Raw genomic sequence first — 22,002 nt, 5'->3', positions numbered from 1 at the left:
TAACGAAATTAATATCCCTTTTTTTGTGAAACCAATATTTCTCAAAGATCTCACCCTCAGCTTTCTTAATCAATGGGCAACTTTGCAACTGTTGCGAGCCACACTGCAAGACATAGAAAAATGACACCAATGGAAAAAGTGATTAACCAGAACAAGAACTGTATAATGTAACTTCTGCTCTTAGAGACCTTTTCTAATCTTATAAACCACTCGTCTTCTTGGTGTTTTGCTTTAATTCCTTTAAAGGTGTAGCCAGATACCGTGACAATGAGAATCAAATAAATCCAAAATGAAATCATCTTACACCTCTGAACAGTTGCCCATCGGCTGGGGTATTTGCTAGGTATATCTCTTATGTATAACGGTAATACTGCCTCTCAAGGAGGCGGTTTATGTATATAAGCGCGGTTGATGGGAACCCACGGTTCCTCAATGTGGAGGATATCCTCTATATTCAAGCGGTCGGAGATCAGATAACGATCAGGACTCGGCAGAAGAAGTACCATCAAATAACCACGATCCGAGACTATAGCAAGCTTCTAATGCCATTCGGATTTGAGACAGTATCAAAAAACACGATAATTCAAAGCGATAAAATAGTTTTATTAGATCCAGATACAAGAATCGCATATTTCGACAAATCAAGGGAGATTGAGGGAATCAAAGTAACGAGAAGAAATTTGAATAAAATCCTTTAATGATAACCATTCGCAGGGTATGAATGGTTATTTATTTTGGAAATGAATCGACATACAGAACTTAATATCTCGTTTATAATGGGGGCATTAGGACGAAATAGGTCGATTATAAGTTATGGCTTATAAAATCCAATCGGGAGGTGAGTAGAAACTACTCACGGCCGCTTCCTCCTAGGTGTATCTGGTACAAAAATGAAATCTTGTAATTCCTCAATTGTGCAATTGAAGAATTGAGCTGCATTTGCCGCCATCTCTAAAGTGAAAACATCCTTGTTATTAGCCACTTGGCTAATGTAAGGCTGAGTTACTCCAAGATAATCAGCAAGCTCCTGCTGTATTGTACCAGTTGCTTTAAAAAGTATAGGAAGCCGGCTCCTCCCCAACCGGAGGGCCATATCTTTACCTCAATATTATAGGAACATGCGTTCCCTTTTTTGTGCTATGCATTTATAATAAAGTCACAAACATGTGGGCGGTGTACTATGAACGATGATAAGAAAAGGGTTAGCGATCAAGAAAATTCCATCATTTCTTTAGTTCTTGTCCTTGCCTCTTGCGATCCTGAGAAGATCGAAAGCATCAGAAAGGAGTTGCTGAAAATTAGGGTCATCAATACTGAGTCCTAGTTTTGCCGCTTCGTTTTCTATTAATTCAACGGTTTTTCTCTCATCATTGTAAGGGCCTGATGTTTTTGACTCTAACCCCAATAGTAGATCTGGTTGAACATCAAGAGCTTCTGCTATTGAGGCTATCTCATGATCTCTGGCCCTTCTTTTCCCCAGTTCTATCCTGTTCAGAACACTTTGATTAATCCCCGTTAATTCAGCCAATTTTTTTTGAGACCAATCCCTCCGTTCCCTTATCTTCTTAATGACCGAACCCGTTTCCAAAATGAACTCCTCCTCACAGAATGTCCGCCACAGTAATAATTATAGCGGTATTTCTAAAAACGAAAATTTTCCTTGCTAAAACAGAAAAATATGATTGACATTTCTATTTCAGCAATGTATATTTGTCTCGTAGACAATTTCTAAAATAGAAATGAAGGTGGTGAAAATAATGAATACTGTTGACCTCGAAAAAATCAGAGCGAGAAGGAAAGAAATGCGCATTAGTCAACAAGAAATGGCTGAATTACTTGGTTTTAAAAATGCATCGACGTATTGCAAATATGAAAAAGGTCTCTATAAATTCGATGCTAACCACATCCCGATTGTTGCCGAAAAGCTCAAATTTAAAGTTAAAGACATTTTTTTTGACAAAACAATTGCTAAAATAGCAATTTGATTATGGAGGTTCAAAGATGAATGAACTTTCTCTATCAAGCGACTTAAGCATCATCACTGCGGAGATCAACAGCTACAAACAAATTGCTGGTCAGTCACTTTTTGAGATCGGTAAGCGACTAAAGCATGTAAGAGATGGGTTGAAATACGGACAGTATGACGCATGGTGCGAAAAAGAACTTGGGTTCACTCGCGGTTATGCAAACAGAATTATCAAGGCCTTTGATGAGTTCGGAACTGAGGAATCGATTCCTCAGTTGGGAATGGCGAAAATTATGCATCTGATATCGCTTCCCGAAACCGTTGACCGCTCCGAATTCATCGCCGAACCCCACACGATCCCATCAACCGGCGAAACCAAAACGGTGGATGAAATGACCGTCAAGGAGCTTCGCGAAGTGAAGAAGGCCCTTAAAGACGCTGAACGCCGGGCAGACGAGGCTCAATCCAAGATCGACGCCGAGAAGAACGCTGCTCGTCATTATGAAAAGCTCTGGCAGCAGGAGAAGAACCAGCCGCCGAGGGTTGAGACGAGAACAGTTGAGGTCGTTCCGGACCGATTGAAACGCGAAATGGAGGAGAAGGACTTCCAACTCCAAAACCTCCGTGCTGGCTACCAAGAGGCAAAGCAGAAGCTTTCCGAGTACGAGAATCGCGACACATCAGATTTCGATGAAGAGGCAGCTCGCAAGGAACGCGAGAAGCTCCAGCACGAAGCAGACCTCGGCACAGCAAAGCTTCGACTGGCCTTCAAGAACTTCGTCGAGCAAGCGGCCGTCACGAGTTATCTCCAAGGAGCAATCGCCTTTTCCAATCAAATGGAGAAGGATCGCTTAGCGGAACTGGTCGAGTCCGCACAACAAATTATCGACCAAACCAAATCAGCCCTCAGAGGCAGAAAGCTGGGTGTAGTCAATGAGTAAATCTTTGAAGCAAGTGAACCAGGAGCGCCAAGTATTCTCGATTATCCAACCGATCCTGCAGAAGCAACTGGAACGCCAAGACGAACAAGGTAAAGCGCTACGCAGTATGTACGAAGGCATCACGGCTATGTATGGCGAGATCACGGAGAACATGGCTGAAATGCGGCAGATGGTCCAAGAAGTCCGGGACAGCACGACCCTCACCGATACCGAATGCTACGACCTTCAATCGGCAGTTGCGACGAAATCCATTCAACTCACCAAGGACCGTATCCATGAAGAAGAAGCCGATTTCCCGAAGATCGTCGGCAAGTATCGCTGGATGATCTGGAAGCACCTGAAACGCCGGTACCATGTTCCGAAGTACAACCACATACGCCGTATCGACCATATGGGAGCACTTTCCTTCGTGCAAGGATTCCGACCGGAAGATTACATCTAAGGATGTAAGTTCAACTTACTACCTAAGGAGGCCGACACCATGGAAAATGCAAGGGCCGTCCCACTGACCAAGCCGCATAGACATAACCCGAAAGGGGTTGTGATCCCAATGCGGGAACCAAGCGCAACGTATGTAATCGGCAATACCGTGATCAACATCTATGCTCCTGATGATCCAACAGGAGAAATCATGGAAAGAATCATGCAAAACGCGTCAGAGGTCGCGTGGGACATCCTGGATCGGCTGGCAGCGGAAGCTCAGGAATGAGCTTCTATAGAGGACAAGCCTATGCCTAATAAAGATAGTTTATCCCACGAATTAACTGTACACAATTTAATCTTACGTAAACTGATGTTCGACCGCGCTAAATCCGAACACGAACGTTCACAAATTGCGATGAATTACTTCAAACACGACGCGGCCGATCTCATAGAACGCTTGAAGGAGGTGATAGAGGATGGCAAATCCAGCCCATGCATTGAGGAAGTTTCGAACAATGACGTACAGCGGCCAGATCGATAAATGCCCAGCTTGTCAGCAAGTGATTTATAAGAACAGACAGCACTACGTTGAATCGAAATTCACGGATGAGTTCTACTGTGATACCTCGTGCTGCTTGGTACACAACTCCACAGTAGATCCCGAAGATGACCGCTATCGCATTTTTGAAGACGAACGAATGACAGACACGCAAATCATTACGATTTTGGGGGTAGTGAGCTATGGCTAAGACAAGCATTGACGAGTTGGTTGAGTACTTTGAAGCCCAGGCGTTCTACGCGAAGGAGATTGCGAAGCAACTGGAACGGGGCGAAAAGGTAACGTCTCATACCGAATGTGATCTTCCCTTGGCTCAAGCCTGGAGGATGATTGAGAACCGCAACTTGGCAGAGCCGGCCGCAGTTGGCGAAGATCAACCTTACCTCTCATATCATCCATTCATCCCGAAACGGGAAGGGGCGAAGACGGCATGAAATTCAAAAACCCGAATTACCCCCAGTGCGTGAAGGAATTCGAGTCTTGGAGGATGGGCGATGAAGGAAATTGACTACCTATCTTTGGCGAAGCAGGCCCGTCTTGACGGGAAATCAGAAGTGTTTTGGGCCTGCTTCAAAAACCATGCGCGAGTCATGCGGAAGCTTTTGGCAAAAGAAAAGACCGCTGTACCAGCAGCGGCCCCACAATCATCCAACCAAGAATGATTTGCTATACCCATTTTACCACGAACGGATGTGAAAAGGAATGGCTCACGAACGCACACGCTTCCTTATACAGCACCGCGAGAGCAAACTCTATCTCCAATACCGTCTGAAAGATTCCGGCATTCTTGATGACATTGATGATCCTTGGAAGGCATGGGGATTTAAGACCGCTAGTGAAGCTCTACACATCAAGGAAGAATTCGCCTGCATGCCACCGGACAAGGAAAACTATCGGATCGTGAAAATGAGAGATAAGAGGGAGGAGGTAGAAGAGGATGTGCAATAAATCGGAATCCATTGCAAAACTGGCCGTTGCCCTCGTGAAATTCAACGCTGAGGTACGGATCATCGAAAAGGACGCCAAGAATCCGCACTTCAAGAACCAATACGCTTCCCTCGACAACATCATCGACGAGGTACGGCCAATCCTCGCCAAGCACGGACTGTCCGTCCTGCAGTTTCCATCCGGTGACGGGGACAAGTTCTCGCTCCGTTCCATGCTCCTGCACGAGTCCGGTGAGTGGATCGAGTCGGAACCGATCGTCATGCGCCCGGTTAAGAACGACCCTCAAGGGATTGGAAGCTGCGCTACCTATGCCCGGCGATATAGTTTGTCAGCGCTCCTGTCCCTCAATACTGGCGAGGATGACGATGGGAACGATGCTTCTCATCCCGGAAAAGCAGCTCCGATTACGCCTCCTGCATCGTTGCGTGCGAAGTACCAAGCAGGCAAAGGCGATATGGACGGATTCGAAGAGTGGGTGAAGGACATGCAGACGAAGGGGCAAACCTTCACGGATATGGAAAACATGCTCGCCAAAAAGCTGATGGAGAAAAAGGGAGGAACCGCTAGTGCTTAATCGCTCAATCCTGATCGGCCGCCTTACCCGAGATCCCGAGCTGCGCTATACGCCAGCTGGGGTCGCGGTTACCACGTTCACGCTCGCTGTTGATCGTCCGTTTACGAACGACAAGAAGGAGCGAGAAGCCGACTTCATCCCGATTGTCGTATGGAGGCAAGCGGCAGAAGCATGCGCCAACTACCTCAATAAAGGCCGTCTGTGCGCCGTAGAGGGCCGCATTCAAGTGCGAAGTTACGACAACAACGAAGGACGCAAGGTGTACGTTACCGAGGTTGTAGCGGATAACGTGAAGTTCCTGGAGTCAGCTAACCGTGACAGCGGCCAGCAATCGAATAGCCGGGATCCATTCGCCGGAGACGGTAAGCCGATCGACATCAGCGATGATGATCTTCCCTTCTAAGGAGTGGTGACGGTGAATTTCGCTAATGAACCTGTACGCGCCGTACCTAAGCCTTCATACGGGCGCTGGAAGCCCAAGAGAGGCGATGAAACGAAGGTAACCCATAAGGTCAGGAAAGAGGTAGATCGCCGTTCTATGGAGTTTATGGGAAGCCCTGTGCGGTGCTGTGAGAAGTGCGGATACATCCATAACCTCACCAAAGCGCACATGGAAAATGCCTCCCAAGGTGGGACAGGCCGTCACCCTCGCAATATCGCTAACCTCTGCGGCACCCACGGAATGGTAGGAACATGCCACCACTGGGCAGACAACACCGCAGAGGGAATGCGCTGGAAGAAGCGATACGCCAAAAAGTTGGAAGCCTATTACCGTGATGGTAACGGCAAGCGCTTTTGGAAATAGACCAATATATCGGCCATAGAGCCTAGGGAGGTAAACCGAATGAAGATAAGGATCATACAAAGCAAACCTAGGCGTAGTCGGAATGAGTATGATATCGACCAGCTGATTGATGAAGAGTTCGAAGTAGTTCAACGTGATGAAGACGGATTTTACATCAGATACGGGCACACGGGGTTGTACTACATCAACAATGACGAGGCTGAAATCATCGAATCGACCGAATCACCCAGCGAAGCGGCAGCCGAATAAGGGGCCTAAAGGAGAGCAATTATGAACCGTTACGAAAATCACGGAGCCGAATGGCAAGAAGAAGAGAATCGCCTGCGCTAGAAACGCGAGCAAGTCAAAAAACAGCGCTGGATAGATCCAAGAGATCCGGACTATATTGCGCCGGAAGAAACGGAGGATGAAACGGATGCCGAATGAAAAAGGCTGGTACACGAAGGAAGAGGTTCTTGCAACCGGCTTACCCTACTACATCCCGGCAAGCAAACGTTGGACGGCAATGCCTTACGATTACGCCGTGCTGATGACTAAATCACGGTGCAAGCAGTTGGGCATGCCGATCTTGTCGAGCGGTAACGAAGATCCGTGCGCATTTCGGTACGCTTCGGGAGCAAGCATGGGGTCGGACACTAAAGCATATCGCTACATCCCCCTCTACGACCGCACGGACGTTTTTGAGGCCGGAGAGTTAGACGTCAATATCCTATACCCCGGTGAGTTGATGGGTGTATTTCCTAAAGGAGAGGATAACGCATGAAAGCAATCACCATACATCAGCCATGGGCGACTCTGATCGCGCTCGGTGAAAAACGCTTCGAAACGCGCAGTTGGCCGACCAAGCACCGGGGGCCTATCGCGATCCATGCCGGGAAAAAGGTCGACCGAGAAGCATGCGAGCAAGTAGATATCAAATCAGCACTGGACAAGCACGGTTTAACGGCGGACACCCTTCCTACCGGAGTTGTGGTGGCAACGAGCAGAATTGCGGACTGCCTTGAAATCCATATTGACCACACGGGAGATGCGGTTCTCTTAATCGAAAAAGCACCCTATGCATGGATCGGAGAAGGTAGTCCGGAATTCGCGTTCGGCTGGTACTCTGATGGCCGATACGCATGGGAGCTTATAGACATTAAGCCACTGATGGATCCAATCCCAGCCAAAGGTCAACAAGGGCTCTGGAATTGGGAGGCAACCCATGAAAGTTAAGACAGACGCAGAGCTTAACCGGGAACTGTCGGTGTTGCTGGGGTACGAGGTTATAGAACGGAAAGGTCAATTCTACTTATTCGATCCATTCAGCCTGGTTATTGCAAAAAGCGGAGTAGAATCTCTTCTTTGGACCGAAATACCCGACTACTGCAACGACGAAACAGCCGCTCGTGAGGTACAAAAGGCGGCAATCGCCAAGGACCTTCTTGGATACGTCCTCAACCTATCGATTAAAACAAAAGCTCCAAAATACTTCCTAGATTGGGATACAAGCGGCCTCGACGGTTACTTCTTTAATGCAAATGCGGTAGCTATGATGTTAACCGCCACGCCCCGACAGCGGGCAGAGGCAGCCTATATGGTGCTAAAGGGGGATGAACGGTCATGAAAAGTAAGGTAAAGGCCAAAATTACTCGCATTGTAACAGAAACGGCAACTTGCATTCTCGACAATGATGGAAATGTCGAAGAAGTGTTGGATATCCACGATGAACATGATTACGAAGTTACCGAACTTCATTCAGTTATCAGTGTGATAAATGAGTGGTAAAGCCATTGCCCTGATACGGCCTCCGCTCCGCTGAGCTGATTCGGTCGATACGATGGCACCTGACGGTGCAAAGGAGAAAAGATATGTCCGACTTAAGTGGAACGTTTGTTTACTGGCCGTCCGTGCGGATCATAGCACACCCTTCCGCAAAGGACGATCTAAAAGAAGTACTTGTTGACATCAACAAGCTTGAGTGGAATGAGGATGATTTCCCATTCTTGTCATTATCAGAAATCGGAACTCAGTTAGAAAAAATGGGTTACACTCATCCGTTCTACGTTTGGTCAGAATTGGGGTTATCGGGCCGCATTTATCAATACGGAAACTACGATCCTCCAACATGGGAGCACCATGGAACGACAAAAGGTTACGCATAAGGCCGAAGGCCATCGTCCGACAGCATAATCCCAGTCCCGAAGGGACGGAGGCCGTATAAGCCCATTTGGGGCCAGTAGAAAGGAGCAATACACCAAGTAGGGACGAGGTGAGTCTGTGCAACAGATAACAGATTTGCAACAATGCGTAGACCTCAGCAGCGAAATTTGCAACACGGAAGACGGAGATTGGACACATACGGTCAGAGGGCAACCTGTGCGTTTGGAGCGACGCGTAATCGACCCCAATGGGCGTAAGCTGGTGTTCTTCAGAGGTAATTCTGTCTACGTATCCGGTCCATACTGTGGGCGGTGGTTGGCAAGTGTGTTTGATGCAGAGGCCGTAGCGATAAAACCGGAGCAGTTGACATTGTTCTAGCCCATAGGGGGCAGAGAGGAGACAGGCACACATGAACTTGGTTGACGCTTATGTAACTCAAGTTCTTGCAGAACCGGAGTACATCGACAAATACGCCGGTGAGGGATTGACCTGGTGGCAAGTAAAGGTCCTGTACAACTCTTATGGACGCACTAGCGAGACGACGTTATCATTTCCAACCCGGGAAGAGGCTGCCGCAGTGACTCCAGGGCATCACTTTTTGACATAGGAGGCGCGGATGAAGACGAGAAGCCCACTCATCTGGTTCGGAGGAAAGTCGAAAGTGGCTGAGCACATCATCAACCGTATGCCTGCCCACTCCTGTTACGTTGAACCGTTCGGCGGAGCGGCCCATGTGATTGCCCAAAAGCCTCCGATCCAGAACGAGGTTTACAACGACATTGACGGCGAGGTGGTGAACTTCCTTATGACCGCCCGCGACTATCCTCTGCGCTTTCAGGAAGCATGTGACAGCCTTCCGTATAGCCGGGAGATGTATGAGCGCTGGAAGCAATCAGATGCGCCAGAAGACGATTTTGAGCGTGCCGTGAGGTTCTTCTATATCAATCGCTCGGGGATAGCCAAAGGTAATTCGGATTCCGCATTCTCCACCAATACCGGATGGCGGCATAGCCGAGAACACAACACGGCGCGGACGTACCGCTCGGCCTGCGAGATCATCCCGCAATTCGCGGAACGCATGAAGGGAGTCATGATCGACAACCGGGACTTCCGGGACATATTCCGGGTTTACGATGCGCCGAGCACTCTGTTTTACGTCGATCCTCCATACATCGGACGGGAGAAATGCTACGCCGGAGGATTTACAGAGAAAGACCATCGGGACCTGGCCGAAATCCTGAACAGCATCAAAGGGAAAGCGATTCTGTCCTACTATGACGATCCACTATTACTCGAGCTGTACCCGACTTGGAACAAGGAAACCTTCCAGGCGACCAGGCAAGTCGTGAACGGGAACAACAACATCGCAACGGAATTACTGCTCATGAATTTCGATAATGGTCAGCAGGTAATGGATATATAACCCAATCCAATCTCCAGGGGGTAAACACTCCCCCTGTCTAGGAGGGCACGAAGCAATGGGTGATAAAAGCAAGATCGAATGGACGGACGCTACCTGGAACCCGGTAGTGGGCTGCACGAAGGTAAGCGAAGGCTGCCGCAACTGCTACGCCTTCGAGCTTCACGGCAACCGGCACAAGGGAAAGATCAATGGGGCAAAGCTGCCGGAGCAATACGCCAAGCCGTTCAGCGAGATTCAAATCTTCCCTGATCGACTGGATCAGCCTTTGCGCTGGAAGCGTCCCAGGAAGATATTCGTTAACAGTCTGAGCGACCTCTTCCACCAGGACGTGCCTGACGACTTTATCGACGAGGTATTCGCGGTGATGGCGCTCTGCCCGCAGCACACCTTCCAGGTGCTCACCAAGCGGCCGCAACGGATGCGGGATTACCTTAGCAAGCCTAGTTCGCCTTACGCTATTGATAAACTCGCTGACCTATCGCCGTTGATGGAGCAATGGGGATGGATGAGCCCTGAAGACGCGGCGAATATCGCACCCCCTGGAAGTGTTCTTCCGAAGTGGCCGGAGTGGCCGCTCCCTAACGTCTGGCTGGGCGTCACGGTGGAGAACCAGCAAGCAGCCGACGAGCGTATTCCGCTGCTGCTCCAAACGCCTGCGGCGATCCGCTGGCTGAGTTGCGAGCCGTTGTTGGGCTCAGTAGACCTGATAAGTGCCGGCGCGATTAATTATGAAATCGTTAATACTTGGCAATCGACGATGGAACCGCTTATAGATTGGGTTGTCGTAGGCGGAGAGAGTGGAAGCAAGGCGCGGCCCATGCATCCTGATTGGGTGCGGAGTCTGCGGGATCAATGCCAGGATGCCGGGGTCCCGTTCTTGTTCAAGCAATGGGGAGAGTGGGCTCCATCCCTATCGTTGGCCGCCCTTCCGAGTAAGTCGACGGAATGTGTAAAAGCGGGGAAAGAGACCCTTCATCGAGTCGGCAAGCGTGCAGCGGGCAGGGTGATCGACGGGCGGACGTGGGACGAGTATCCCAATAGCGAGGAGGTAGAGTCTAGTGAATGACCTCATAAGCAAGTCTAAACTGATCGCATTGGTGAATGGATACCTGGACGATATTGAAGAACCAGCAGAGGGGTTCGATTCGGGCATCAAATTTGTCGCACAAGCGGTAAAGCGGAAAGCCATAGACGGCACCCTTGACCCCGATACCGAACCTATCACGGATATCCAACCGGGGGATAAGGTGGAGCACATCAAAAATAGTCATTATGGAATTGGAAACGTGATAAGCAGATCGGCAAGCGGTGTGTCACTAAGGGTGGGGTTTGGAGGAGCCAGAACAGGTTGGGTTTATTGGGAAGGCAACTACAAGCCATCAAGCCTCAGAAAGGTGGTGGAATCTCCTAATGAGCAATAACCCCGACAAACCTTTCTTCAATGGACTCAAGCCGGGATTTCGATTTTTCCGAACCAGCGAGACGGCACCTCAAAAAAGCCTGTGGGAGCGTGTGAAAGAGGTACTGGAGAAGCAGAAGGAGGCGGCGAAGTCCAATGAAAACCACTGAACAAGAGATAAGGGAAGCCATATCAGCGGCTACACCGGGGCCGTGGTTCGGACAAAACGGGCGATATGGAAAACGATCAATTATACACTCCCAGGATGACACGATGATTTGTGCTGACATTGGTCTCCATGACATGGATTTGCTTGTCCATACCCCTGAATGGCTCCAATACCTCCTAGACCAGAATGCAGCGCAGGACAAGAAACTTGAAGTTGCCCTCGGGTCGTTAAGTTGGATTGCAACATTCTGCCCTGACAGTAGTGCACGCAGATCGGCCCGGAATGCGCTTAAAGTCATTGGAGGTGTTGAGGATGAGCAATGAGAAGCCGCGAGACCTCCAAGAAGACCTCAGAAATCTTGCCCTCATCCCACGCGACCCTGACGATCCTGTAGACATGGTACACGATGTAGTAACCCCACACGCACTTAGGAGGGCTATAGCGGCTGAGGCGGCCATTTCCGAGGCATTATCCATCTGGGAGACAATGCAACCGGAAGACGATCCACAGACTACTGCAGAGTGTGTTATCGAGCGTTTGAGGGAGGCGAGAGTTCATGAGCAATAACCCTGAGAAAGATATTGTCGCAGACACCAAACAAGCGGTGCGGTTATTACGAGGGATTGGCACGTATGGGGTTTTCTCGTTCAAAGAAATCGTAGCTTCATTTGACGATCTTTTTGCGGAGGTAGAATCCCTTCGCTCTCAACTGGCCGAGGCCAAGTCGGAAAAACGGAGACTCACCGAGTTCACCCTTGAGAACCAAGCACGAGCTGGTGAGTACTACGGCAGGCTGGAAGAGGTCGAAAGGGAACGGGATGAGTACCAGATTAAGTATGAGGCCGAGCAAATAGAAAAGTTGAAAGCACAGGCTGCAATAGCCAACATGGAAGCCTACGGCGACTTAGCACGAAATCAACGCGACGAGCTAACCGGGCCAACGCCTCTATGAGAGAAGCCCTGCAATGGTATGCGGATGAAAATACTTATAAATGGTATGCAGTCGATGGCGATGAAGATGGAATGCCCTTCAGCGAAGTGCTTGTTGATGAAGGCGAACGCGCTCGTAAGGTTCTATCTTCCTCTCTACTAGATGATTAGGGGGATCCGATCTCCCTTCAACGGATAAAGGCGGTGCTAATCGTGGCATACATCGGAATAGACCGCGGGATCATCGATCACTGGATATACAAGGATGCCGAGTATTTCAAGGTGTGGTTCGAGATGTTATGCCGCGCTAGGTACTCGCAAGAGCCGAAGACAGACAAGCTTGGCGATGAGCTTTTCACCATCAATTATGGCGAGTTTATCTTCGGCCGCATCAGCTGGAGCGATCGGTTGGGAATCAGCGAACAGAGGCTTCGCACGCTCATGAAATTGCTTGTAAAAGAGGACATGATTTCGCTAGTTTTCAAGTTTCGTAGATTTTCGATCTACAAAATCACAAATTACGAAAAATTCAACCAGCAGAACAACCAGCAGGAAACCCTTATACAGCAAGACTTTTTCGATGGTGCCAACCAGCAGATCAACCGCGACTCAACCAGCAGCCAACCAGCAGCCAACCAGCAGCCAACCACTAAAGAACCAAGTAAACCATTAAAACCAAGGAGTAATAAAGATAAAACATATACTCCTGAATTCCTCAAGTTTTGGGAAGCTTATCCGAAACGAGTAGACCAACCAGCAGCTTTCAACAACTTCAAGAAAGCATTGAAGAAAGTATCGGCCGAAATACTGATCGGATGCGCAATGAACTACGCCAGCTACTGCATTGCTAACCAGACGGAGCATCAGTACATCAAGCTTCCGAACAATTTCCTTCGAGACGAATACTACAAGCAGTACGAAACCCCGGTATTGGTCCATGACACCAGTCAAAAGAATGGTACTCCGCGGCAATACAAAGGGTCGAAACCATCACGTAAACCGCTCGAGACAATTAAGTCTCCTGCACAACCCGGGATGGTGTCAGAAGAGAAATTTGCTGAACTGCTCGCCTGGGCAAACGAACTTGACGAAGGAGAGAGAGCGTGATTGCACAACGCACAGTGGTACCACGAGAGGCATACTACCGCATGGAGCCAGCCGGACCGGTGATCAGCCGTCGCATCGAGGATCTGACGCCAGAGGAGCAGGCGAGGATTAACGGGTACAAGCCGCCTTACCGCAAGAAGCCTATCAGCCTAGTAACGACAGCGCCGAGCAAGTGGGATAGAAACGACCGCCGCAAGAACGGGAGGTAGCCATGTACGGGATCTATTACAAGCGCAAGATGCTGAGGAGCTACGAGAGTAAGGAGCAGGCCGAGAACAAGTTGGGGGAGCTAAGCCGGCTGTTCACGGGGCTTCGAGTACGGGAGGTGCGGGGATGACTAGGATGACGCTGGCCGAGTACCACGCATTAGGGAAGACGCCTAGGAACAAGTACAAGGCGATCAGGACGCAAGCTCACGGGATCTGGTTTGACAGCAAGGCCGAGGCTGAATACTACTGCGGCCTCAAACTGCTGGAACGTGCCGGGGAAGTAACCGCTATCGAGCTGCAGCCGGCATTCGTGCTGCTAGAATCATCACCTGGGGAAAGAGGTATCACGTACAGGGCAGACTTCCGGGTGACATATCGCGATGGCCGGCAAGAGGTGATCGACGTTAAAGGAGTAAGGACTCCATCCTACAGGCTTAAGGTTAAGTTGCTCAGATCACGGTATCCAGAAATAAACTTTCGGGAGGTTGGTGCAAATGGAAAGTAGATTCATCCCCTTCGGCATGGCTGTTAACCCTATAAACGGGCGTGTGGGACTCATTCTATTGCTTGACGATGAAATAGTCGTCCGAAACAAAGAGCCTGTTAGAATCGATCCTAGAGCTTCTGGCGATGTGTTCGTATCTCTGCCGATAGAGTTGTGGTTTCAGAAGCCGATCAAGCATGTCGGATGAGATATCCACAGTATTATCAAGCAATTGTGAGTAATGTGTATTAAACCAGACACCACGTTAATGTATTGGCGTTATATCTCAAAATATGGTATAATATAGGCAAGAATTAGGTTTCGGAACACAATATATTGGGGAGGCAAGAGGAATGAGCGAGATCGCAGAAAAGCAAGCACGGAAAGAGCAACTGGAAGCAGAATTGGAACGGGAGCAGTTTAACGGGGCAATCGATCCTAACCGGATTCGGGAGTTGCAGGACAGCATTAACCTTCTGAGTAACCAGATCTCCGAACTGCAGGAGTCGGAGAAGCAACAGGCCCAGGAAGAACGCATCACCGCTACCACGCAAGCCAGCATCGCCGGGATCGCAGATATCATGATCGGTGGTATCCAGCTTTCGGCCATCATCGGGGACAAGGATTCCTACGAAATCGTAAAATTCGAACTGGAGCAGCGGCTGGCAGCTCAAGCCGAGGAATTCAAATCCATCATTGACGAGATTCGGATGAACAGTGAAGAAAAGATTCGGTTGATGGAATTGGTGTGCTCGGAATACGACTCCAAGATTGCTAAATTGAAATTAGAGTTGAATGGCAGTGAGGCATCTGTCGATGAGTTGAAAGAGTACCGCGATAAATACTACGACGAAGCCAACCTCCGCAAGGATGCCGAGGCAAAACGTGATGCTGCCGTTGCCATCATGGAGGCAGGGCAAGAAGAAATCGACAAGCTGCGACGCGAGAACGAAGACCTTCGCCGCAAGCTGATTTCCGGGGCTACCTACAAGCCGGCAGAGCAAACGGCTGAACAGGCTGATCGGATTGAACGTCTGAAGCGCGAACGGTTCACGGTTTACGACCTTAAGCCGGACAATGAGTTTAACCCCAAGAACTACACCGCGAAGCTGGCACTAACTGGCGAAGAAGTGGCGTTTGGGTGGACGGCATTGAAATCGTACACGGTCATCGACGAATCCGAGGTGCCGCAGTTTCGGCAAGCGCACGGAGCCACCACAACCCCGCAAGAGCCGGTGGACGTGGCTAACGGAACGGGGAAAGAGGATATTCAGGCTAGCGTAGAGGTGCCGCAGTTTCCAGCATCGCAGGTTGACGGTGCCCCAGTCGACGGAGTGGATCAACACGAGGCTGTACAGGCGGATGTGGGAACAAGTGTGGAAGAAAGATTAGCGGCCCTAGAAGTAGCGGTGTTCGGGAAGGCTAAGGTGGCTTAAGGAAGGAGGATAACCCATGAACGACCGGGAGAAAGTGATAGAGTTGCTGAAAAACTACCGGTCATACCGATACGCGGTTATGAACGGGATTGAGCCTTACGAGGGAGAAACATGCTTTGTTGGTAGCGAGTATGGTCCGAGAGTCCCTAGACTGTATCGAGGAACCACCATCCAGACGGAGCAGGATTATCGAGCCTACAAGCGCATCGTCCAGACCATTGACGGGGCTGTGGAAGACGTTTTGGATGATGATGAACGAGATGTTATCCGATACAAGTACCTGGAGCGGAATAGTCTGAACCTCGATAAAATTGCAGAACGGTTGCTGATCGGCGAAAGGACGGTACAGCGGGCGCACAAACAGGCGCTGAAAAAACTTACTATGAGCCTTCGATTCGTGGATGCGCCGGAGATTATCAACCTGGATGAAATGATTCGGATATCGGGATAAAAGGGAAACCCGCTCTCCTTAGCTGGAGGACGGGTTTTTTGCAATCATGAAAGGTTTTATCGTTTCCTGTTTCCACACCTTACCCTCGTCAAATGGAGGCAGCGTTCCCCTTCGTACGCGGTCACCAATGGCTGCACGAGAGACGCCGAGCATACGAGCAAGGTCAGCTTGGGAAACAGTGTCACCTCGTTCTTTCGCTCGCTCCCGGGCATACCACTCACGATTACGGCGGCGGCCAATCTCTGCTTTGCATGCTGGGGAGCATGTCGTACTTCCGTTTATTGGTTCAAACCATTTTCCGCATATCAGACAATAAGGTTCCGTTTTCCGCCTCTTAATATTGCGCGAGTAATTTAGTCGCCCCTTATTAGCGTGGTAAAAGGGAAGAGCAGTTTCGCGATCGTGTTCTGCTGCATGGATCGGCTGGCAATCTGGACAAAAGCGTTGTAAGCCACCTTCAACCGAATATTCAGAGCCGCAGCGTTCGCATTTGTCTTTGCTTCCGATTGGTCTGACATCGCCGGACCTCTTGCGATCGAGGTATCTAGCCTTTGCCTGCCTTTTGCGTCCCTCGCGGCAAACTGGACAGTAGTAAGCTCGTGGACCACCGTGAAATCTCTGTGAACATTCAAGGCAAGTCCTATTTAAAATCCCGTAAGACTGTACGCGCTTTGGAAGATTACCGTTCCTGTTCGAGAGTGTCCGACACGTTTCACTGCAGTAAAATCCATATCTTCCCCCGACCAATTTTTCACCGCAAAAAATGCAGTGTTTAATTTTTTTATGACCGCAAGATTTCGTATTTCCGTTCTTCAGATTGCTTGATCTGACTACTACAGTTGATCCGCAATCACATTTGCACGTCCACAAGTATTGTGACGGATTCTTCACACCGAAGAATTCTATCACCGTAAGAAATCCAAACCGCTTACCACTAAGATCTTCGCGTAGTCGGCCGCGGGGACCGAGTTTTCTGGCGTTGCTTACTCTTGTATATTTTCTTTTTCCCTCGCATCCACAAGATGTAACCTTGCCTGAGCGCAGATTATTGAGAAGCATATTAACTTCAGTCCCACAGTCGCAACGGCAAATGAGTCGACGGTTCTTCCCCACTTGCTCAGCCTCTCCTACGACTGTAAGAATCCCGTACCGCTCGCCTACAAGTCCTACTTTAAAGTCCCCAGCCTTCGGCATTACAGTAGGCCGATGACGTGCGCATTGATCAGACGCACTTCATTGTCGTCAAAGTGACCGTCAGTACGGGAAGATGATCCGGCAATAATAGCTTGTGGGCCGTTTATGTATCCGCTGTTCAACTCGACGGCCTTCGCAATATTGGCAGCGAGAGCAGCGGCATCCTCTTCTTCTGGAAAGTAGAAATTGAATCCTTCAGTGTCGATACGGGTAACGCACGTTCCGTCAGCAGTTTCACCAGACGTATGGAAAGTAGAGCAGTCGTTTTCGAAGTCCCATTCGTAGGATTCGCGGCAATCATCGCCGACAGCGTAGGTTTCATCAACGCACAGGCTACGCACACCTACGTGCCAATACTTGTTTGCAATGATTTCCTTCGCGATTGCTTCGTACTTTTCCATTTTCATCCGCTCCCTTTGCTTGATGTCTTAAATATACAACATGATATGAAAAGTGTAAAGGGGTAAAGTGCTAAAATTTAGAATATTTTCACTAGAATCAATTAATTTGGCGGAAAAGTGGCGGAAAAATGGCGTATTATACATGCTAAACTAATATCATCGGGACACTGAGAGGACGAGGTAACCGGTATCGCATTCTCTCGCTGCTTGATCCGGGTAGCGCCGAACCGCTGCCCGGCAGTAAGGTGACAAGCGCTTATTGCGCATCACATATGCCAAGAGAGGGAAACCACAACGCGCGGAATGATCCGAGCAGGGTGTAACACGGCGGTACTGATGCATCGCTGGCACCTGGGAGGAAAGGTTGTGCCATGAGGCGACACAGCTACCCCGGTGGATACGGGGGAAAGAGGCAGGCAAAGGAGTATCCACCCCTATCTGGTACGGGTTATCCAGTGGTCAAGTGAGCCTGCTTGACGTAAAGAGGACAAGGCAGGGCTACGGCCTACATAAGGAGGAGAGGACTGGGAAACCGGGCCTCTCTTTTTGTTAGGAGGGAAAGTCATGGGAAGATGGATGAAAAGAATTTACCCCAAAGATCCTCAGGAGCAATTCGCGATGGTAGCTAGCGCACTGGCATTACCGATCATTGTCGTAGCGTACTGGGCAGTGCTCATGGTGATGAGATGATGGATTACGAGAAGGAGTTTCGCCAGATCAGCGCAGGCGGCAGGCCGTACATGGCGAGGATCGTCTACATCGGATACGTACGAGCAGCGCTGAGGGGGAGCAAGTCAGACGCAGATAAGCTGCAGGAGATCGCAGAGATTGATAGAGCCTATGCCAGTGTGTTCGAGTTGGAGATACCTTAGGAGGATGAGAAAATGGCAAAGTTCCGTAAAAAGCCGGTAGAGGTTGATGCAGACGTTTTCCAACTGGGTATGGAGGATGGGTTTATTTCACGCAGTAGTGAGTATGTTGAAAAATTCGAGGGGCCGGGAGACTACCGGGGGATGGACTATCCCGACTATCACTGGCGTGACCAGGATTATATCCGGGAAGCATACCGTGCGTGGGTAGAAAATGACACAGATACCAACTTTTGGCGACCTGCGATTAAGACGTTGGAGGGTTGGTTGGCGGTATCTCCGGGGGACTGGATCATTACAGGTGTGAAAGGCGAACGGTATCCATGCAAGCCGCACATCTTCGAAGAGACATACGAACCAGCGTAACTCATTGGCCGGAGGGCATCGATCGACAGCATAAGCTTAGGGCGTAGCCCGGAGGCCGTGGAGGTGAAAAAATGACTGCAGCAGAAAAGATATTGAATGCAAGGCCAGTAGAATGCGCAATCAAGGGGGAAAAGTGTTGTCATATTGGTTGTTCCAGTAATGCTGAGTATGCAATCGTTGGACCGCGAGGATATGGATATGATGATTCTTATGCATGCAGTGCCCACGTGGAGGAATACGTAAACGAAGAAGACGTAGTTGAATTGATCTAATATGTTTGGGGGTGAATGAGGTATGGCAGAGACAAGCGTAAGGGCATTGACAAAACAGCAGCGTGCGTTTGTCGATGCTTACATTTGTGACGAAGAACTGAACGCAACCGAATGCGTGCGTAAAGCATACCCAACTGCTAAGCAACCGGACAGAATCGCGTATCAGTTACTAGAGAATCCTAGAGTACGGGCAGAAATTGACAAACAAATGGAAGAACGGGCGAAACGGACGCAGATAACGGCAGACAAAGTCCTCCAACGATGGTGGGACATTGCTACAGCAGATCCGAATGACATCATGCATCTTCGTAGGTTGAGCTGCAGATACTGCCATGGCATTGATCACAAGTACCAGTGGGTAGATGAGGTAGAGTATGCTAATGCCGTTTCAAGGTCAATTCTATTAGCTGAGGCAGAAAGTCAAAAGAAAGGTAGTCAAGAAGATACGGAGGAAATACCCACAGACGAAGGTGGATTTGGTTACGACAGAATGACCGAACCTCATCCCGAATGCCCCAAGTGCCATGGCGAGGGAAGGCTGGACTTGTATCTTGCTGACACTCGAAAGATAAGTAAGAAATCACGACTTCTGTATGCTGGCATTAAGCAGACTCAAGCTGGGATCGAGATAAAGCTACAAGACCAAGGAAAAGCGCTTGAGAATGTGGCTCGTCATCTTGGAATGTTCAACGATAAACTGGAAGTAAGCGGATCGTTGAACATCGAAAAGATGCTTGAGGCAATCAAATGAACTCAATAGCGCTCGAAAACCTTCGTCGATTGAAGAATGAGTTTGCTTACTATGCTCCACGCATGCTCAAGATACGGAGTAAGGATGGTAGGCTAGTTGATTTTGGCCTCAATACGATGCAGAAGAAAATCGACTCCACTATTGAGCGATTGAGGGCAGAAGGTAAACCAGTGCGCATCATCATCCTCAAGTACCGGCAGGGTGGGGCTTCCACATACACAGAGGGGCGAATCTTCCACTCCACGAGCATGAACAAACTGACGAACAGTCTGATCGTGGCACATGAAGAGGCGGCCAGCACCAACCTATTCAACATGAGCAAGGTATATTACGACGAATTGCCTCCGGAAATCAAGCCAATGCGTAAGAATTCCAACAGCAAGGAAATCGTATTCGAAAACCCGACACTGGACAGTAATGAGAAGCAGCAGAACCCAGGTCTCAGAAGCAGGATCAAGATTAGCATGGCAAATAACACGGATGCCGGGCGATCAGCGACCATACACAACCTTCACGCATCGGAGGTGGCGTTCTGGTCTGACGCTTCAAAGACCATGCTGTCGCTGATGCAGGCGGTGCCGAACACGCCGAATACGATGGTCATACTGGAAAGCACTGCTAACGGTGTGGGCGACTATTTCCACGAACAATGGGAGCGAGCGAAGAACGGTGAATCCGACTTCGTAGCGCTCTTTTTTGCGTGGTTTGAAGATCCACAGTATGAAATGGACGTGCCTGCAGACTTCACGATCACAGAAGAAGAAGAGCGAATGAAGCGACAATACAAGGATATAACCGACAGAAAGCTTGTCTGGAGGCGCTGGTGTATCAAGAACAACTGCGGAGGAGATCCAGAGTTATTCAAGCAAGAATACCCTAGCAATGATATAGAGGCGTTCTTGACATCAGGACGCCCACGCTTCGATATCCCGGTTCTCACGGATTACTTAGCAAGATGCTATGACGGTGAGCGAGGGTACTTGGAGCGAGTGGGGAATCAGATTCTATTCGTTCCTGACCAGAAAGGATATGTGGAGGTATGGCAAAGCCCAAATCGAGGAAAAGAATATTTCATCGGTGGAGACGTAGCCAAAGGGTTGGCTACAGGAGACTACTCGGCTGCTCCTGTCTATGATGCAGATAAGAACCTAGTGGCTCTCTGGCATGGTCATATTGACCCTGACCTATTCGGCAGGCAGTTGATGCTATTGGGCGATTGGTATGCAGAGGGTCTTTTGGCAATAGAGGAGAACAATCACGGACTTACCGTTATCAATACGGTAAAGGATGATTACCCCAACCTGTACAAGCGAACATCCTACGACAAGGCGATCAATGAGCAACGCGAGCAGATTGGATGGTACACCACAGAACAAAGCAAGAAACTAGCTGTCGATAACCTAGCCAAGCTAATCCGCGAGAGGAGAATCGGCATCTGGAGTAAGCGTATGGTGCAGGAGTGCATGACGTATGTCATAGGGGACGATGGCAAAACGAATGCTCAGACAGGATCGTATGACGATATCGTAATGGCGTCGGCAATCATCCTGTTTGTTATGGATCAATACGTCGGCCAAGTAGGCGATATAACAATCCCGGGCGCTCCGATTGATCAAGCAAGTTTTTGGGTAGGAACCCGTCACAGAAGCGAAGTAGAAGACGCTAGAAAGCGAGATGATGACGATGGATGGTTCAAAAACTGGTGAAGATAACACGGCGCTCCTTATACACATGAACATTGTAAAGATTCTCGATGATGGCGGCTTCCCGGAGAGGATCGGCATGTCAGAATGCGAGAGGGTGGCAGAAACACTAACACCTTTGTTCCTGATGATGCGTGAGTTTGTCGCTACTCTAGTAACGGATACACCAGGAGGAATGAAAATACTTGAAACATTCCTGAAAGAGGTAGAAGACCAATGACCGCACTAATCACAATCATATGTCTAACCCTGGGAGTCGCTATAGCAGCGACTTCTTTTGTTTACGGGAGGCAAGTTGGATACACGAAGCGAGATGCTGAACAGGTTCGTGAACAACACGATACCGTGCAGAAGCAGCTTGCAGAGGCTGTTAACTATATCGACCAACTGGAGCATCAAGCCAAGGTGGAGAGCCGGGAGAAAGCTCCTGAGCCTGCTAAATCAGGGTGGGAAATGTTCGACGGAAGGAGGGGGTAACCG

42 protein-coding genes are annotated in these 22,002 nt (G+C 49.3%); 38 read left to right on the top strand and 4 right to left on the bottom strand.

Going from position 1 to position 22,002, the window contains the following annotated elements:
• Positions 1-392: 392 nt before the first annotated feature.
• Complete coding sequence (locus AAFN83_RS22155; protein ID WP_481810530.1) at positions 393-698, top strand: LytTR family DNA-binding domain-containing protein; 306 nt, start codon at positions 393-395, stop codon at positions 696-698.
• 155 nt (positions 699-853) lie between these two features.
• Here AAFN83_RS22155 and AAFN83_RS22150 read toward each other — a convergent pair whose 3' ends face one another.
• Complete coding sequence (locus AAFN83_RS22150) at positions 854-1,093, bottom strand: helix-turn-helix transcriptional regulator (protein ID WP_481810529.1); 240 nt, start codon at positions 1,091-1,093, stop codon at positions 854-856.
• Positions 1,094-1,231: 138 nt separating this feature from the next.
• Entirely contained in the window at positions 1,232-1,588 is a 357-nt protein-coding gene (locus tag AAFN83_RS19805; RefSeq protein ID WP_347772600.1) for a helix-turn-helix domain-containing protein, read from the bottom strand.
• 169 nt (positions 1,589-1,757) lie between these two features.
• On the opposite strand from AAFN83_RS19805, the gene AAFN83_RS19800 reads away from it, so the two are divergent.
• From AAFN83_RS19800 to AAFN83_RS19660, 29 genes are all read left to right on the top strand, one after another.
• Positions 1,758-1,985, top strand: coding sequence for a helix-turn-helix transcriptional regulator (locus tag AAFN83_RS19800; protein ID WP_347772598.1), 228 nt, complete (start codon positions 1,758-1,760; stop codon positions 1,983-1,985).
• A gap of 16 nt (positions 1,986-2,001) precedes the next feature.
• Positions 2,002-2,907, top strand: coding sequence for a DUF3102 domain-containing protein (locus AAFN83_RS19795; RefSeq protein ID WP_347772596.1), 906 nt, complete (start codon positions 2,002-2,004; stop codon positions 2,905-2,907).
• Positions 2,900-3,349, top strand: coding sequence for an ORF6C domain-containing protein (locus AAFN83_RS19790; protein WP_347772594.1), 450 nt, complete (start codon positions 2,900-2,902; stop codon positions 3,347-3,349). The genes AAFN83_RS19795 and AAFN83_RS19790 overlap by 8 nt, the downstream gene beginning before the upstream one ends.
• A 39-nt stretch (positions 3,350-3,388) precedes the next feature.
• The gene (locus AAFN83_RS19785) at positions 3,389-3,616 is read left to right on the top strand and encodes a hypothetical protein (protein ID WP_347772592.1); all 228 of its coding nucleotides are present in this window, start codon (positions 3,389-3,391) and stop codon (positions 3,614-3,616) included.
• 190 nt (positions 3,617-3,806) lie between these two features.
• Entirely contained in the window at positions 3,807-4,079 is a 273-nt protein-coding gene (locus AAFN83_RS19780) for a hypothetical protein (RefSeq protein ID WP_347772590.1), read from the top strand.
• Positions 4,072-4,323, top strand: coding sequence for a hypothetical protein (locus tag AAFN83_RS19775; RefSeq protein WP_347772588.1), 252 nt, complete (start codon positions 4,072-4,074; stop codon positions 4,321-4,323). Before AAFN83_RS19780 ends, AAFN83_RS19775 begins: the two co-directional genes overlap by 8 nt.
• Before the next feature lie 60 nt (positions 4,324-4,383).
• Positions 4,384-4,551, top strand: a complete 168-nt coding sequence (locus AAFN83_RS19770) for a hypothetical protein (protein ID WP_347772587.1) — start codon at positions 4,384-4,386, stop codon at positions 4,549-4,551.
• Positions 4,552-4,591: 40 nt separating this feature from the next.
• Positions 4,592-4,837 carry a hypothetical protein gene (locus tag AAFN83_RS19765; RefSeq protein ID WP_347772585.1) on the top strand — a complete coding sequence of 82 codons (246 nt, stop codon included), beginning with the start codon at positions 4,592-4,594 and terminating at the stop codon, positions 4,835-4,837.
• Positions 4,827-5,411, top strand: a complete 585-nt coding sequence (locus AAFN83_RS19760; RefSeq protein WP_347772583.1) for an ERF family protein — start codon at positions 4,827-4,829, stop codon at positions 5,409-5,411. The genes AAFN83_RS19765 and AAFN83_RS19760 overlap by 11 nt, the downstream gene beginning before the upstream one ends.
• Positions 5,404-5,814, top strand: coding sequence for a single-stranded DNA-binding protein (gene ssb / locus AAFN83_RS19755; RefSeq protein WP_347772581.1), 411 nt, complete (start codon positions 5,404-5,406; stop codon positions 5,812-5,814). The genes AAFN83_RS19760 and ssb overlap by 8 nt, the downstream gene beginning before the upstream one ends.
• A gap of 441 nt (positions 5,815-6,255) precedes the next feature.
• On the top strand, positions 6,256-6,465 hold the full coding sequence (locus AAFN83_RS19750; protein ID WP_347772579.1) for a hypothetical protein: 210 nt from the start codon (positions 6,256-6,258) through the stop codon (positions 6,463-6,465).
• Between the two features lie 166 nt (positions 6,466-6,631).
• Positions 6,632-6,979, top strand: coding sequence for a hypothetical protein (locus tag AAFN83_RS19745; RefSeq protein WP_347772577.1), 348 nt, complete (start codon positions 6,632-6,634; stop codon positions 6,977-6,979).
• Positions 6,976-7,431, top strand: coding sequence for an ASCH domain-containing protein (locus AAFN83_RS19740; RefSeq protein ID WP_347772575.1), 456 nt, complete (start codon positions 6,976-6,978; stop codon positions 7,429-7,431). Before AAFN83_RS19745 ends, AAFN83_RS19740 begins: the two co-directional genes overlap by 4 nt.
• Entirely contained in the window at positions 7,421-7,822 is a 402-nt protein-coding gene (locus AAFN83_RS19735) for a hypothetical protein (RefSeq protein WP_347772573.1), read from the top strand. Before AAFN83_RS19740 ends, AAFN83_RS19735 begins: the two co-directional genes overlap by 11 nt.
• Entirely contained in the window at positions 7,819-7,983 is a 165-nt protein-coding gene (locus AAFN83_RS19730; RefSeq protein WP_347772571.1) for a hypothetical protein, read from the top strand. The genes AAFN83_RS19735 and AAFN83_RS19730 overlap by 4 nt, the downstream gene beginning before the upstream one ends.
• 83 nt (positions 7,984-8,066) lie before the next feature.
• Positions 8,067-8,360: a hypothetical protein gene (locus AAFN83_RS19725; protein WP_347772569.1), complete on the top strand. Its 294-nt coding sequence runs from the start codon at positions 8,067-8,069 to the stop codon at positions 8,358-8,360.
• 407 nt (positions 8,361-8,767) lie between these two features.
• Positions 8,768-8,965, top strand: a complete 198-nt coding sequence (locus AAFN83_RS19720; protein ID WP_347772567.1) for a hypothetical protein — start codon at positions 8,768-8,770, stop codon at positions 8,963-8,965.
• A gap of 9 nt (positions 8,966-8,974) precedes the next feature.
• Positions 8,975-9,781 carry a DNA adenine methylase gene (locus AAFN83_RS19715; protein WP_347772565.1) on the top strand — a complete coding sequence of 269 codons (807 nt, stop codon included), beginning with the start codon at positions 8,975-8,977 and terminating at the stop codon, positions 9,779-9,781.
• Positions 9,782-9,836: 55 nt separating this feature from the next.
• Positions 9,837-10,847: a DUF5131 family protein gene (locus tag AAFN83_RS19710; RefSeq protein WP_347772563.1), complete on the top strand. Its 1,011-nt coding sequence runs from the start codon at positions 9,837-9,839 to the stop codon at positions 10,845-10,847.
• On the top strand, positions 10,840-11,202 hold the full coding sequence (locus AAFN83_RS19705; protein WP_347772561.1) for a hypothetical protein: 363 nt from the start codon (positions 10,840-10,842) through the stop codon (positions 11,200-11,202). Before AAFN83_RS19710 ends, AAFN83_RS19705 begins: the two co-directional genes overlap by 8 nt.
• A 134-nt stretch (positions 11,203-11,336) precedes the next feature.
• Positions 11,337-11,672, top strand: a complete 336-nt coding sequence (locus AAFN83_RS19700) for a hypothetical protein (protein WP_347772559.1) — start codon at positions 11,337-11,339, stop codon at positions 11,670-11,672.
• On the top strand, positions 11,662-11,916 hold the full coding sequence (locus tag AAFN83_RS19695) for a hypothetical protein (RefSeq protein WP_347772557.1): 255 nt from the start codon (positions 11,662-11,664) through the stop codon (positions 11,914-11,916). The genes AAFN83_RS19700 and AAFN83_RS19695 overlap by 11 nt, the downstream gene beginning before the upstream one ends.
• Positions 11,906-12,301, top strand: a complete 396-nt coding sequence (locus AAFN83_RS19690; protein WP_347772555.1) for a hypothetical protein — start codon at positions 11,906-11,908, stop codon at positions 12,299-12,301. Before AAFN83_RS19695 ends, AAFN83_RS19690 begins: the two co-directional genes overlap by 11 nt.
• Positions 12,302-12,492: 191 nt before the next feature.
• On the top strand, positions 12,493-13,386 hold the full coding sequence (locus AAFN83_RS19685) for a hypothetical protein (protein ID WP_347772553.1): 894 nt from the start codon (positions 12,493-12,495) through the stop codon (positions 13,384-13,386).
• Positions 13,383-13,595: a hypothetical protein gene (locus AAFN83_RS19680; protein WP_347772551.1), complete on the top strand. Its 213-nt coding sequence runs from the start codon at positions 13,383-13,385 to the stop codon at positions 13,593-13,595. The genes AAFN83_RS19685 and AAFN83_RS19680 overlap by 4 nt, the downstream gene beginning before the upstream one ends.
• 2 nt (positions 13,596-13,597) lie before the next feature.
• On the top strand, positions 13,598-13,723 hold the full coding sequence (locus AAFN83_RS19675; protein WP_347772549.1) for a hypothetical protein: 126 nt from the start codon (positions 13,598-13,600) through the stop codon (positions 13,721-13,723).
• On the top strand, positions 13,720-14,100 hold the full coding sequence (locus AAFN83_RS19670) for a DUF1064 domain-containing protein (RefSeq protein WP_347772547.1): 381 nt from the start codon (positions 13,720-13,722) through the stop codon (positions 14,098-14,100). The genes AAFN83_RS19675 and AAFN83_RS19670 overlap by 4 nt, the downstream gene beginning before the upstream one ends.
• 332 nt (positions 14,101-14,432) lie before the next feature.
• Positions 14,433-15,515 (top strand): hypothetical protein, encoded by a 1,083-nt coding sequence (locus AAFN83_RS19665; protein WP_347772545.1) that lies wholly within the window; start codon positions 14,433-14,435, stop codon positions 15,513-15,515.
• Between the two features lie 16 nt (positions 15,516-15,531).
• A complete protein-coding gene (locus AAFN83_RS19660; protein WP_347772543.1) occupies positions 15,532-15,966 on the top strand; it encodes a sigma factor-like helix-turn-helix DNA-binding protein in 435 nt (144 codons plus the stop codon).
• Positions 15,967-16,319: 353 nt separating this feature from the next.
• Here AAFN83_RS19660 and AAFN83_RS19655 read toward each other — a convergent pair whose 3' ends face one another.
• Positions 16,320-16,484 (bottom strand): hypothetical protein, encoded by a 165-nt coding sequence (locus AAFN83_RS19655; RefSeq protein WP_347772541.1) that lies wholly within the window; start codon positions 16,482-16,484, stop codon positions 16,320-16,322.
• A 675-nt stretch (positions 16,485-17,159) separates the two neighbouring features.
• Positions 17,160-17,561 carry a hypothetical protein gene (locus AAFN83_RS19650; RefSeq protein WP_347772539.1) on the bottom strand — a complete coding sequence of 134 codons (402 nt, stop codon included), beginning with the start codon at positions 17,559-17,561 and terminating at the stop codon, positions 17,160-17,162.
• A gap of 564 nt (positions 17,562-18,125) precedes the next feature.
• On the opposite strand from AAFN83_RS19650, the gene AAFN83_RS19645 reads away from it, so the two are divergent.
• The 8 genes from AAFN83_RS19645 to AAFN83_RS19610 all read left to right on the top strand — a co-directional run bounded on the left by AAFN83_RS19645 (position 18,126) and on the right by AAFN83_RS19610 (position 21,999).
• Positions 18,126-18,251: a hypothetical protein gene (locus AAFN83_RS19645; RefSeq protein ID WP_347772537.1), complete on the top strand. Its 126-nt coding sequence runs from the start codon at positions 18,126-18,128 to the stop codon at positions 18,249-18,251.
• Positions 18,251-18,433 (top strand): hypothetical protein, encoded by a 183-nt coding sequence (locus tag AAFN83_RS19640; RefSeq protein ID WP_347772535.1) that lies wholly within the window; start codon positions 18,251-18,253, stop codon positions 18,431-18,433. The genes AAFN83_RS19645 and AAFN83_RS19640 overlap by 1 nt, the downstream gene beginning before the upstream one ends.
• A 12-nt stretch (positions 18,434-18,445) precedes the next feature.
• Positions 18,446-18,796: a hypothetical protein gene (locus AAFN83_RS19635; RefSeq protein WP_347772533.1), complete on the top strand. Its 351-nt coding sequence runs from the start codon at positions 18,446-18,448 to the stop codon at positions 18,794-18,796.
• A 71-nt stretch (positions 18,797-18,867) separates the two neighbouring features.
• Positions 18,868-19,068: a hypothetical protein gene (locus AAFN83_RS19630; RefSeq protein WP_347772531.1), complete on the top strand. Its 201-nt coding sequence runs from the start codon at positions 18,868-18,870 to the stop codon at positions 19,066-19,068.
• Between the two features lie 22 nt (positions 19,069-19,090).
• Entirely contained in the window at positions 19,091-19,819 is a 729-nt protein-coding gene (locus AAFN83_RS19625; RefSeq protein WP_347772529.1) for a terminase small subunit, read from the top strand.
• Positions 19,816-21,525: a terminase large subunit gene (locus AAFN83_RS19620; RefSeq protein ID WP_347772528.1), complete on the top strand. Its 1,710-nt coding sequence runs from the start codon at positions 19,816-19,818 to the stop codon at positions 21,523-21,525. Before AAFN83_RS19625 ends, AAFN83_RS19620 begins: the two co-directional genes overlap by 4 nt.
• Positions 21,497-21,742, top strand: a complete 246-nt coding sequence (locus AAFN83_RS19615; protein ID WP_347772526.1) for a hypothetical protein — start codon at positions 21,497-21,499, stop codon at positions 21,740-21,742. Before AAFN83_RS19620 ends, AAFN83_RS19615 begins: the two co-directional genes overlap by 29 nt.
• Positions 21,739-21,999 (top strand): hypothetical protein, encoded by a 261-nt coding sequence (locus AAFN83_RS19610; RefSeq protein ID WP_347772524.1) that lies wholly within the window; start codon positions 21,739-21,741, stop codon positions 21,997-21,999. Before AAFN83_RS19615 ends, AAFN83_RS19610 begins: the two co-directional genes overlap by 4 nt.
• Positions 22,000-22,002: the final 3 nt, after the last annotated feature.

Origin of the sequence: Gorillibacterium sp. CAU 1737 (assembly GCF_039888655.1) — a bacterium.
Lineage (GTDB): Bacteria > Bacillota > Bacilli > Paenibacillales > NBRC-103111 > Gorillibacterium.
The sequence above is the reverse complement of the archived record's forward strand: the minus strand, read 5'-3'. Positions and strand labels throughout refer to the sequence as shown.

Excerpts from the sequence above, each read along its gene's own strand:
- AAFN83_RS19655 (WP_347772541.1), bottom strand. The coding sequence starts at position 16,484 with ATGTCAGACCAATCGGAAGCAAAGACAAATGCGAACGCTGCGGCTCTG.
- AAFN83_RS19740 (WP_347772575.1), top strand. The coding sequence starts at position 6,976 with ATGAAAGCAATCACCATACATCAGCCATGGGCGACTCTGATCGCGCTC.
- AAFN83_RS19800 (WP_347772598.1), top strand. The coding sequence starts at position 1,758 with ATGAATACTGTTGACCTCGAAAAAATCAGAGCGAGAAGGAAAGAAATG.
- AAFN83_RS19690 (WP_347772555.1), top strand. The coding sequence starts at position 11,906 with ATGAGCAATAACCCTGAGAAAGATATTGTCGCAGACACCAAACAAGCG.
- AAFN83_RS22150 (WP_481810529.1), bottom strand. The coding sequence starts at position 1,093 with ATGGCCCTCCGGTTGGGGAGGAGCCGGCTTCCTATACTTTTTAAAGCA.
- AAFN83_RS19775 (WP_347772588.1), top strand. The coding sequence starts at position 4,072 with ATGGCTAAGACAAGCATTGACGAGTTGGTTGAGTACTTTGAAGCCCAG.
- AAFN83_RS19780 (WP_347772590.1), top strand. The coding sequence starts at position 3,807 with ATGGCAAATCCAGCCCATGCATTGAGGAAGTTTCGAACAATGACGTAC.
- AAFN83_RS19770 (WP_347772587.1), top strand. The coding sequence starts at position 4,384 with ATGAAGGAAATTGACTACCTATCTTTGGCGAAGCAGGCCCGTCTTGAC.
- AAFN83_RS19635 (WP_347772533.1), top strand. The coding sequence starts at position 18,446 with ATGGCAAAGTTCCGTAAAAAGCCGGTAGAGGTTGATGCAGACGTTTTC.
- AAFN83_RS19660 (WP_347772543.1), top strand. The coding sequence starts at position 15,532 with ATGAACGACCGGGAGAAAGTGATAGAGTTGCTGAAAAACTACCGGTCA.
- AAFN83_RS19670 (WP_347772547.1), top strand. The coding sequence starts at position 13,720 with ATGACTAGGATGACGCTGGCCGAGTACCACGCATTAGGGAAGACGCCT.
- AAFN83_RS19765 (WP_347772585.1), top strand. The coding sequence starts at position 4,592 with ATGGCTCACGAACGCACACGCTTCCTTATACAGCACCGCGAGAGCAAA.
- AAFN83_RS19785 (WP_347772592.1), top strand. The coding sequence starts at position 3,389 with ATGGAAAATGCAAGGGCCGTCCCACTGACCAAGCCGCATAGACATAAC.
- AAFN83_RS19795 (WP_347772596.1), top strand. The coding sequence starts at position 2,002 with ATGAATGAACTTTCTCTATCAAGCGACTTAAGCATCATCACTGCGGAG.
- AAFN83_RS22155 (WP_481810530.1), top strand. The coding sequence starts at position 393 with ATGTATATAAGCGCGGTTGATGGGAACCCACGGTTCCTCAATGTGGAG.
- AAFN83_RS19615 (WP_347772526.1), top strand. The coding sequence starts at position 21,497 with ATGACGATGGATGGTTCAAAAACTGGTGAAGATAACACGGCGCTCCTT.
- AAFN83_RS19715 (WP_347772565.1), top strand. The coding sequence starts at position 8,975 with ATGAAGACGAGAAGCCCACTCATCTGGTTCGGAGGAAAGTCGAAAGTG.
- AAFN83_RS19675 (WP_347772549.1), top strand. The coding sequence starts at position 13,598 with ATGTACGGGATCTATTACAAGCGCAAGATGCTGAGGAGCTACGAGAGT.
- AAFN83_RS19640 (WP_347772535.1), top strand. The coding sequence starts at position 18,251 with ATGGATTACGAGAAGGAGTTTCGCCAGATCAGCGCAGGCGGCAGGCCG.
- AAFN83_RS19730 (WP_347772571.1), top strand. The coding sequence starts at position 7,819 with ATGAAAAGTAAGGTAAAGGCCAAAATTACTCGCATTGTAACAGAAACG.
- AAFN83_RS19650 (WP_347772539.1), bottom strand. The coding sequence starts at position 17,561 with ATGGAAAAGTACGAAGCAATCGCGAAGGAAATCATTGCAAACAAGTAT.
- AAFN83_RS19790 (WP_347772594.1), top strand. The coding sequence starts at position 2,900 with ATGAGTAAATCTTTGAAGCAAGTGAACCAGGAGCGCCAAGTATTCTCG.
- AAFN83_RS19720 (WP_347772567.1), top strand. The coding sequence starts at position 8,768 with ATGAACTTGGTTGACGCTTATGTAACTCAAGTTCTTGCAGAACCGGAG.
- AAFN83_RS19630 (WP_347772531.1), top strand. The coding sequence starts at position 18,868 with ATGACTGCAGCAGAAAAGATATTGAATGCAAGGCCAGTAGAATGCGCA.
- AAFN83_RS19625 (WP_347772529.1), top strand. The coding sequence starts at position 19,091 with ATGGCAGAGACAAGCGTAAGGGCATTGACAAAACAGCAGCGTGCGTTT.
- AAFN83_RS19750 (WP_347772579.1), top strand. The coding sequence starts at position 6,256 with ATGAAGATAAGGATCATACAAAGCAAACCTAGGCGTAGTCGGAATGAG.
- AAFN83_RS19710 (WP_347772563.1), top strand. The coding sequence starts at position 9,837 with ATGGGTGATAAAAGCAAGATCGAATGGACGGACGCTACCTGGAACCCG.
- AAFN83_RS19735 (WP_347772573.1), top strand. The coding sequence starts at position 7,421 with ATGAAAGTTAAGACAGACGCAGAGCTTAACCGGGAACTGTCGGTGTTG.
- AAFN83_RS19645 (WP_347772537.1), top strand. The coding sequence starts at position 18,126 with ATGGGAAGATGGATGAAAAGAATTTACCCCAAAGATCCTCAGGAGCAA.
- AAFN83_RS19620 (WP_347772528.1), top strand. The coding sequence starts at position 19,816 with ATGAACTCAATAGCGCTCGAAAACCTTCGTCGATTGAAGAATGAGTTT.
- AAFN83_RS19760 (WP_347772583.1), top strand. The coding sequence starts at position 4,827 with ATGTGCAATAAATCGGAATCCATTGCAAAACTGGCCGTTGCCCTCGTG.
- AAFN83_RS19695 (WP_347772557.1), top strand. The coding sequence starts at position 11,662 with ATGAGCAATGAGAAGCCGCGAGACCTCCAAGAAGACCTCAGAAATCTT.
- AAFN83_RS19725 (WP_347772569.1), top strand. The coding sequence starts at position 8,067 with ATGTCCGACTTAAGTGGAACGTTTGTTTACTGGCCGTCCGTGCGGATC.
- AAFN83_RS19700 (WP_347772559.1), top strand. The coding sequence starts at position 11,337 with ATGAAAACCACTGAACAAGAGATAAGGGAAGCCATATCAGCGGCTACA.
- AAFN83_RS19665 (WP_347772545.1), top strand. The coding sequence starts at position 14,433 with ATGAGCGAGATCGCAGAAAAGCAAGCACGGAAAGAGCAACTGGAAGCA.
- AAFN83_RS19610 (WP_347772524.1), top strand. The coding sequence starts at position 21,739 with ATGACCGCACTAATCACAATCATATGTCTAACCCTGGGAGTCGCTATA.
- AAFN83_RS19745 (WP_347772577.1), top strand. The coding sequence starts at position 6,632 with ATGCCGAATGAAAAAGGCTGGTACACGAAGGAAGAGGTTCTTGCAACC.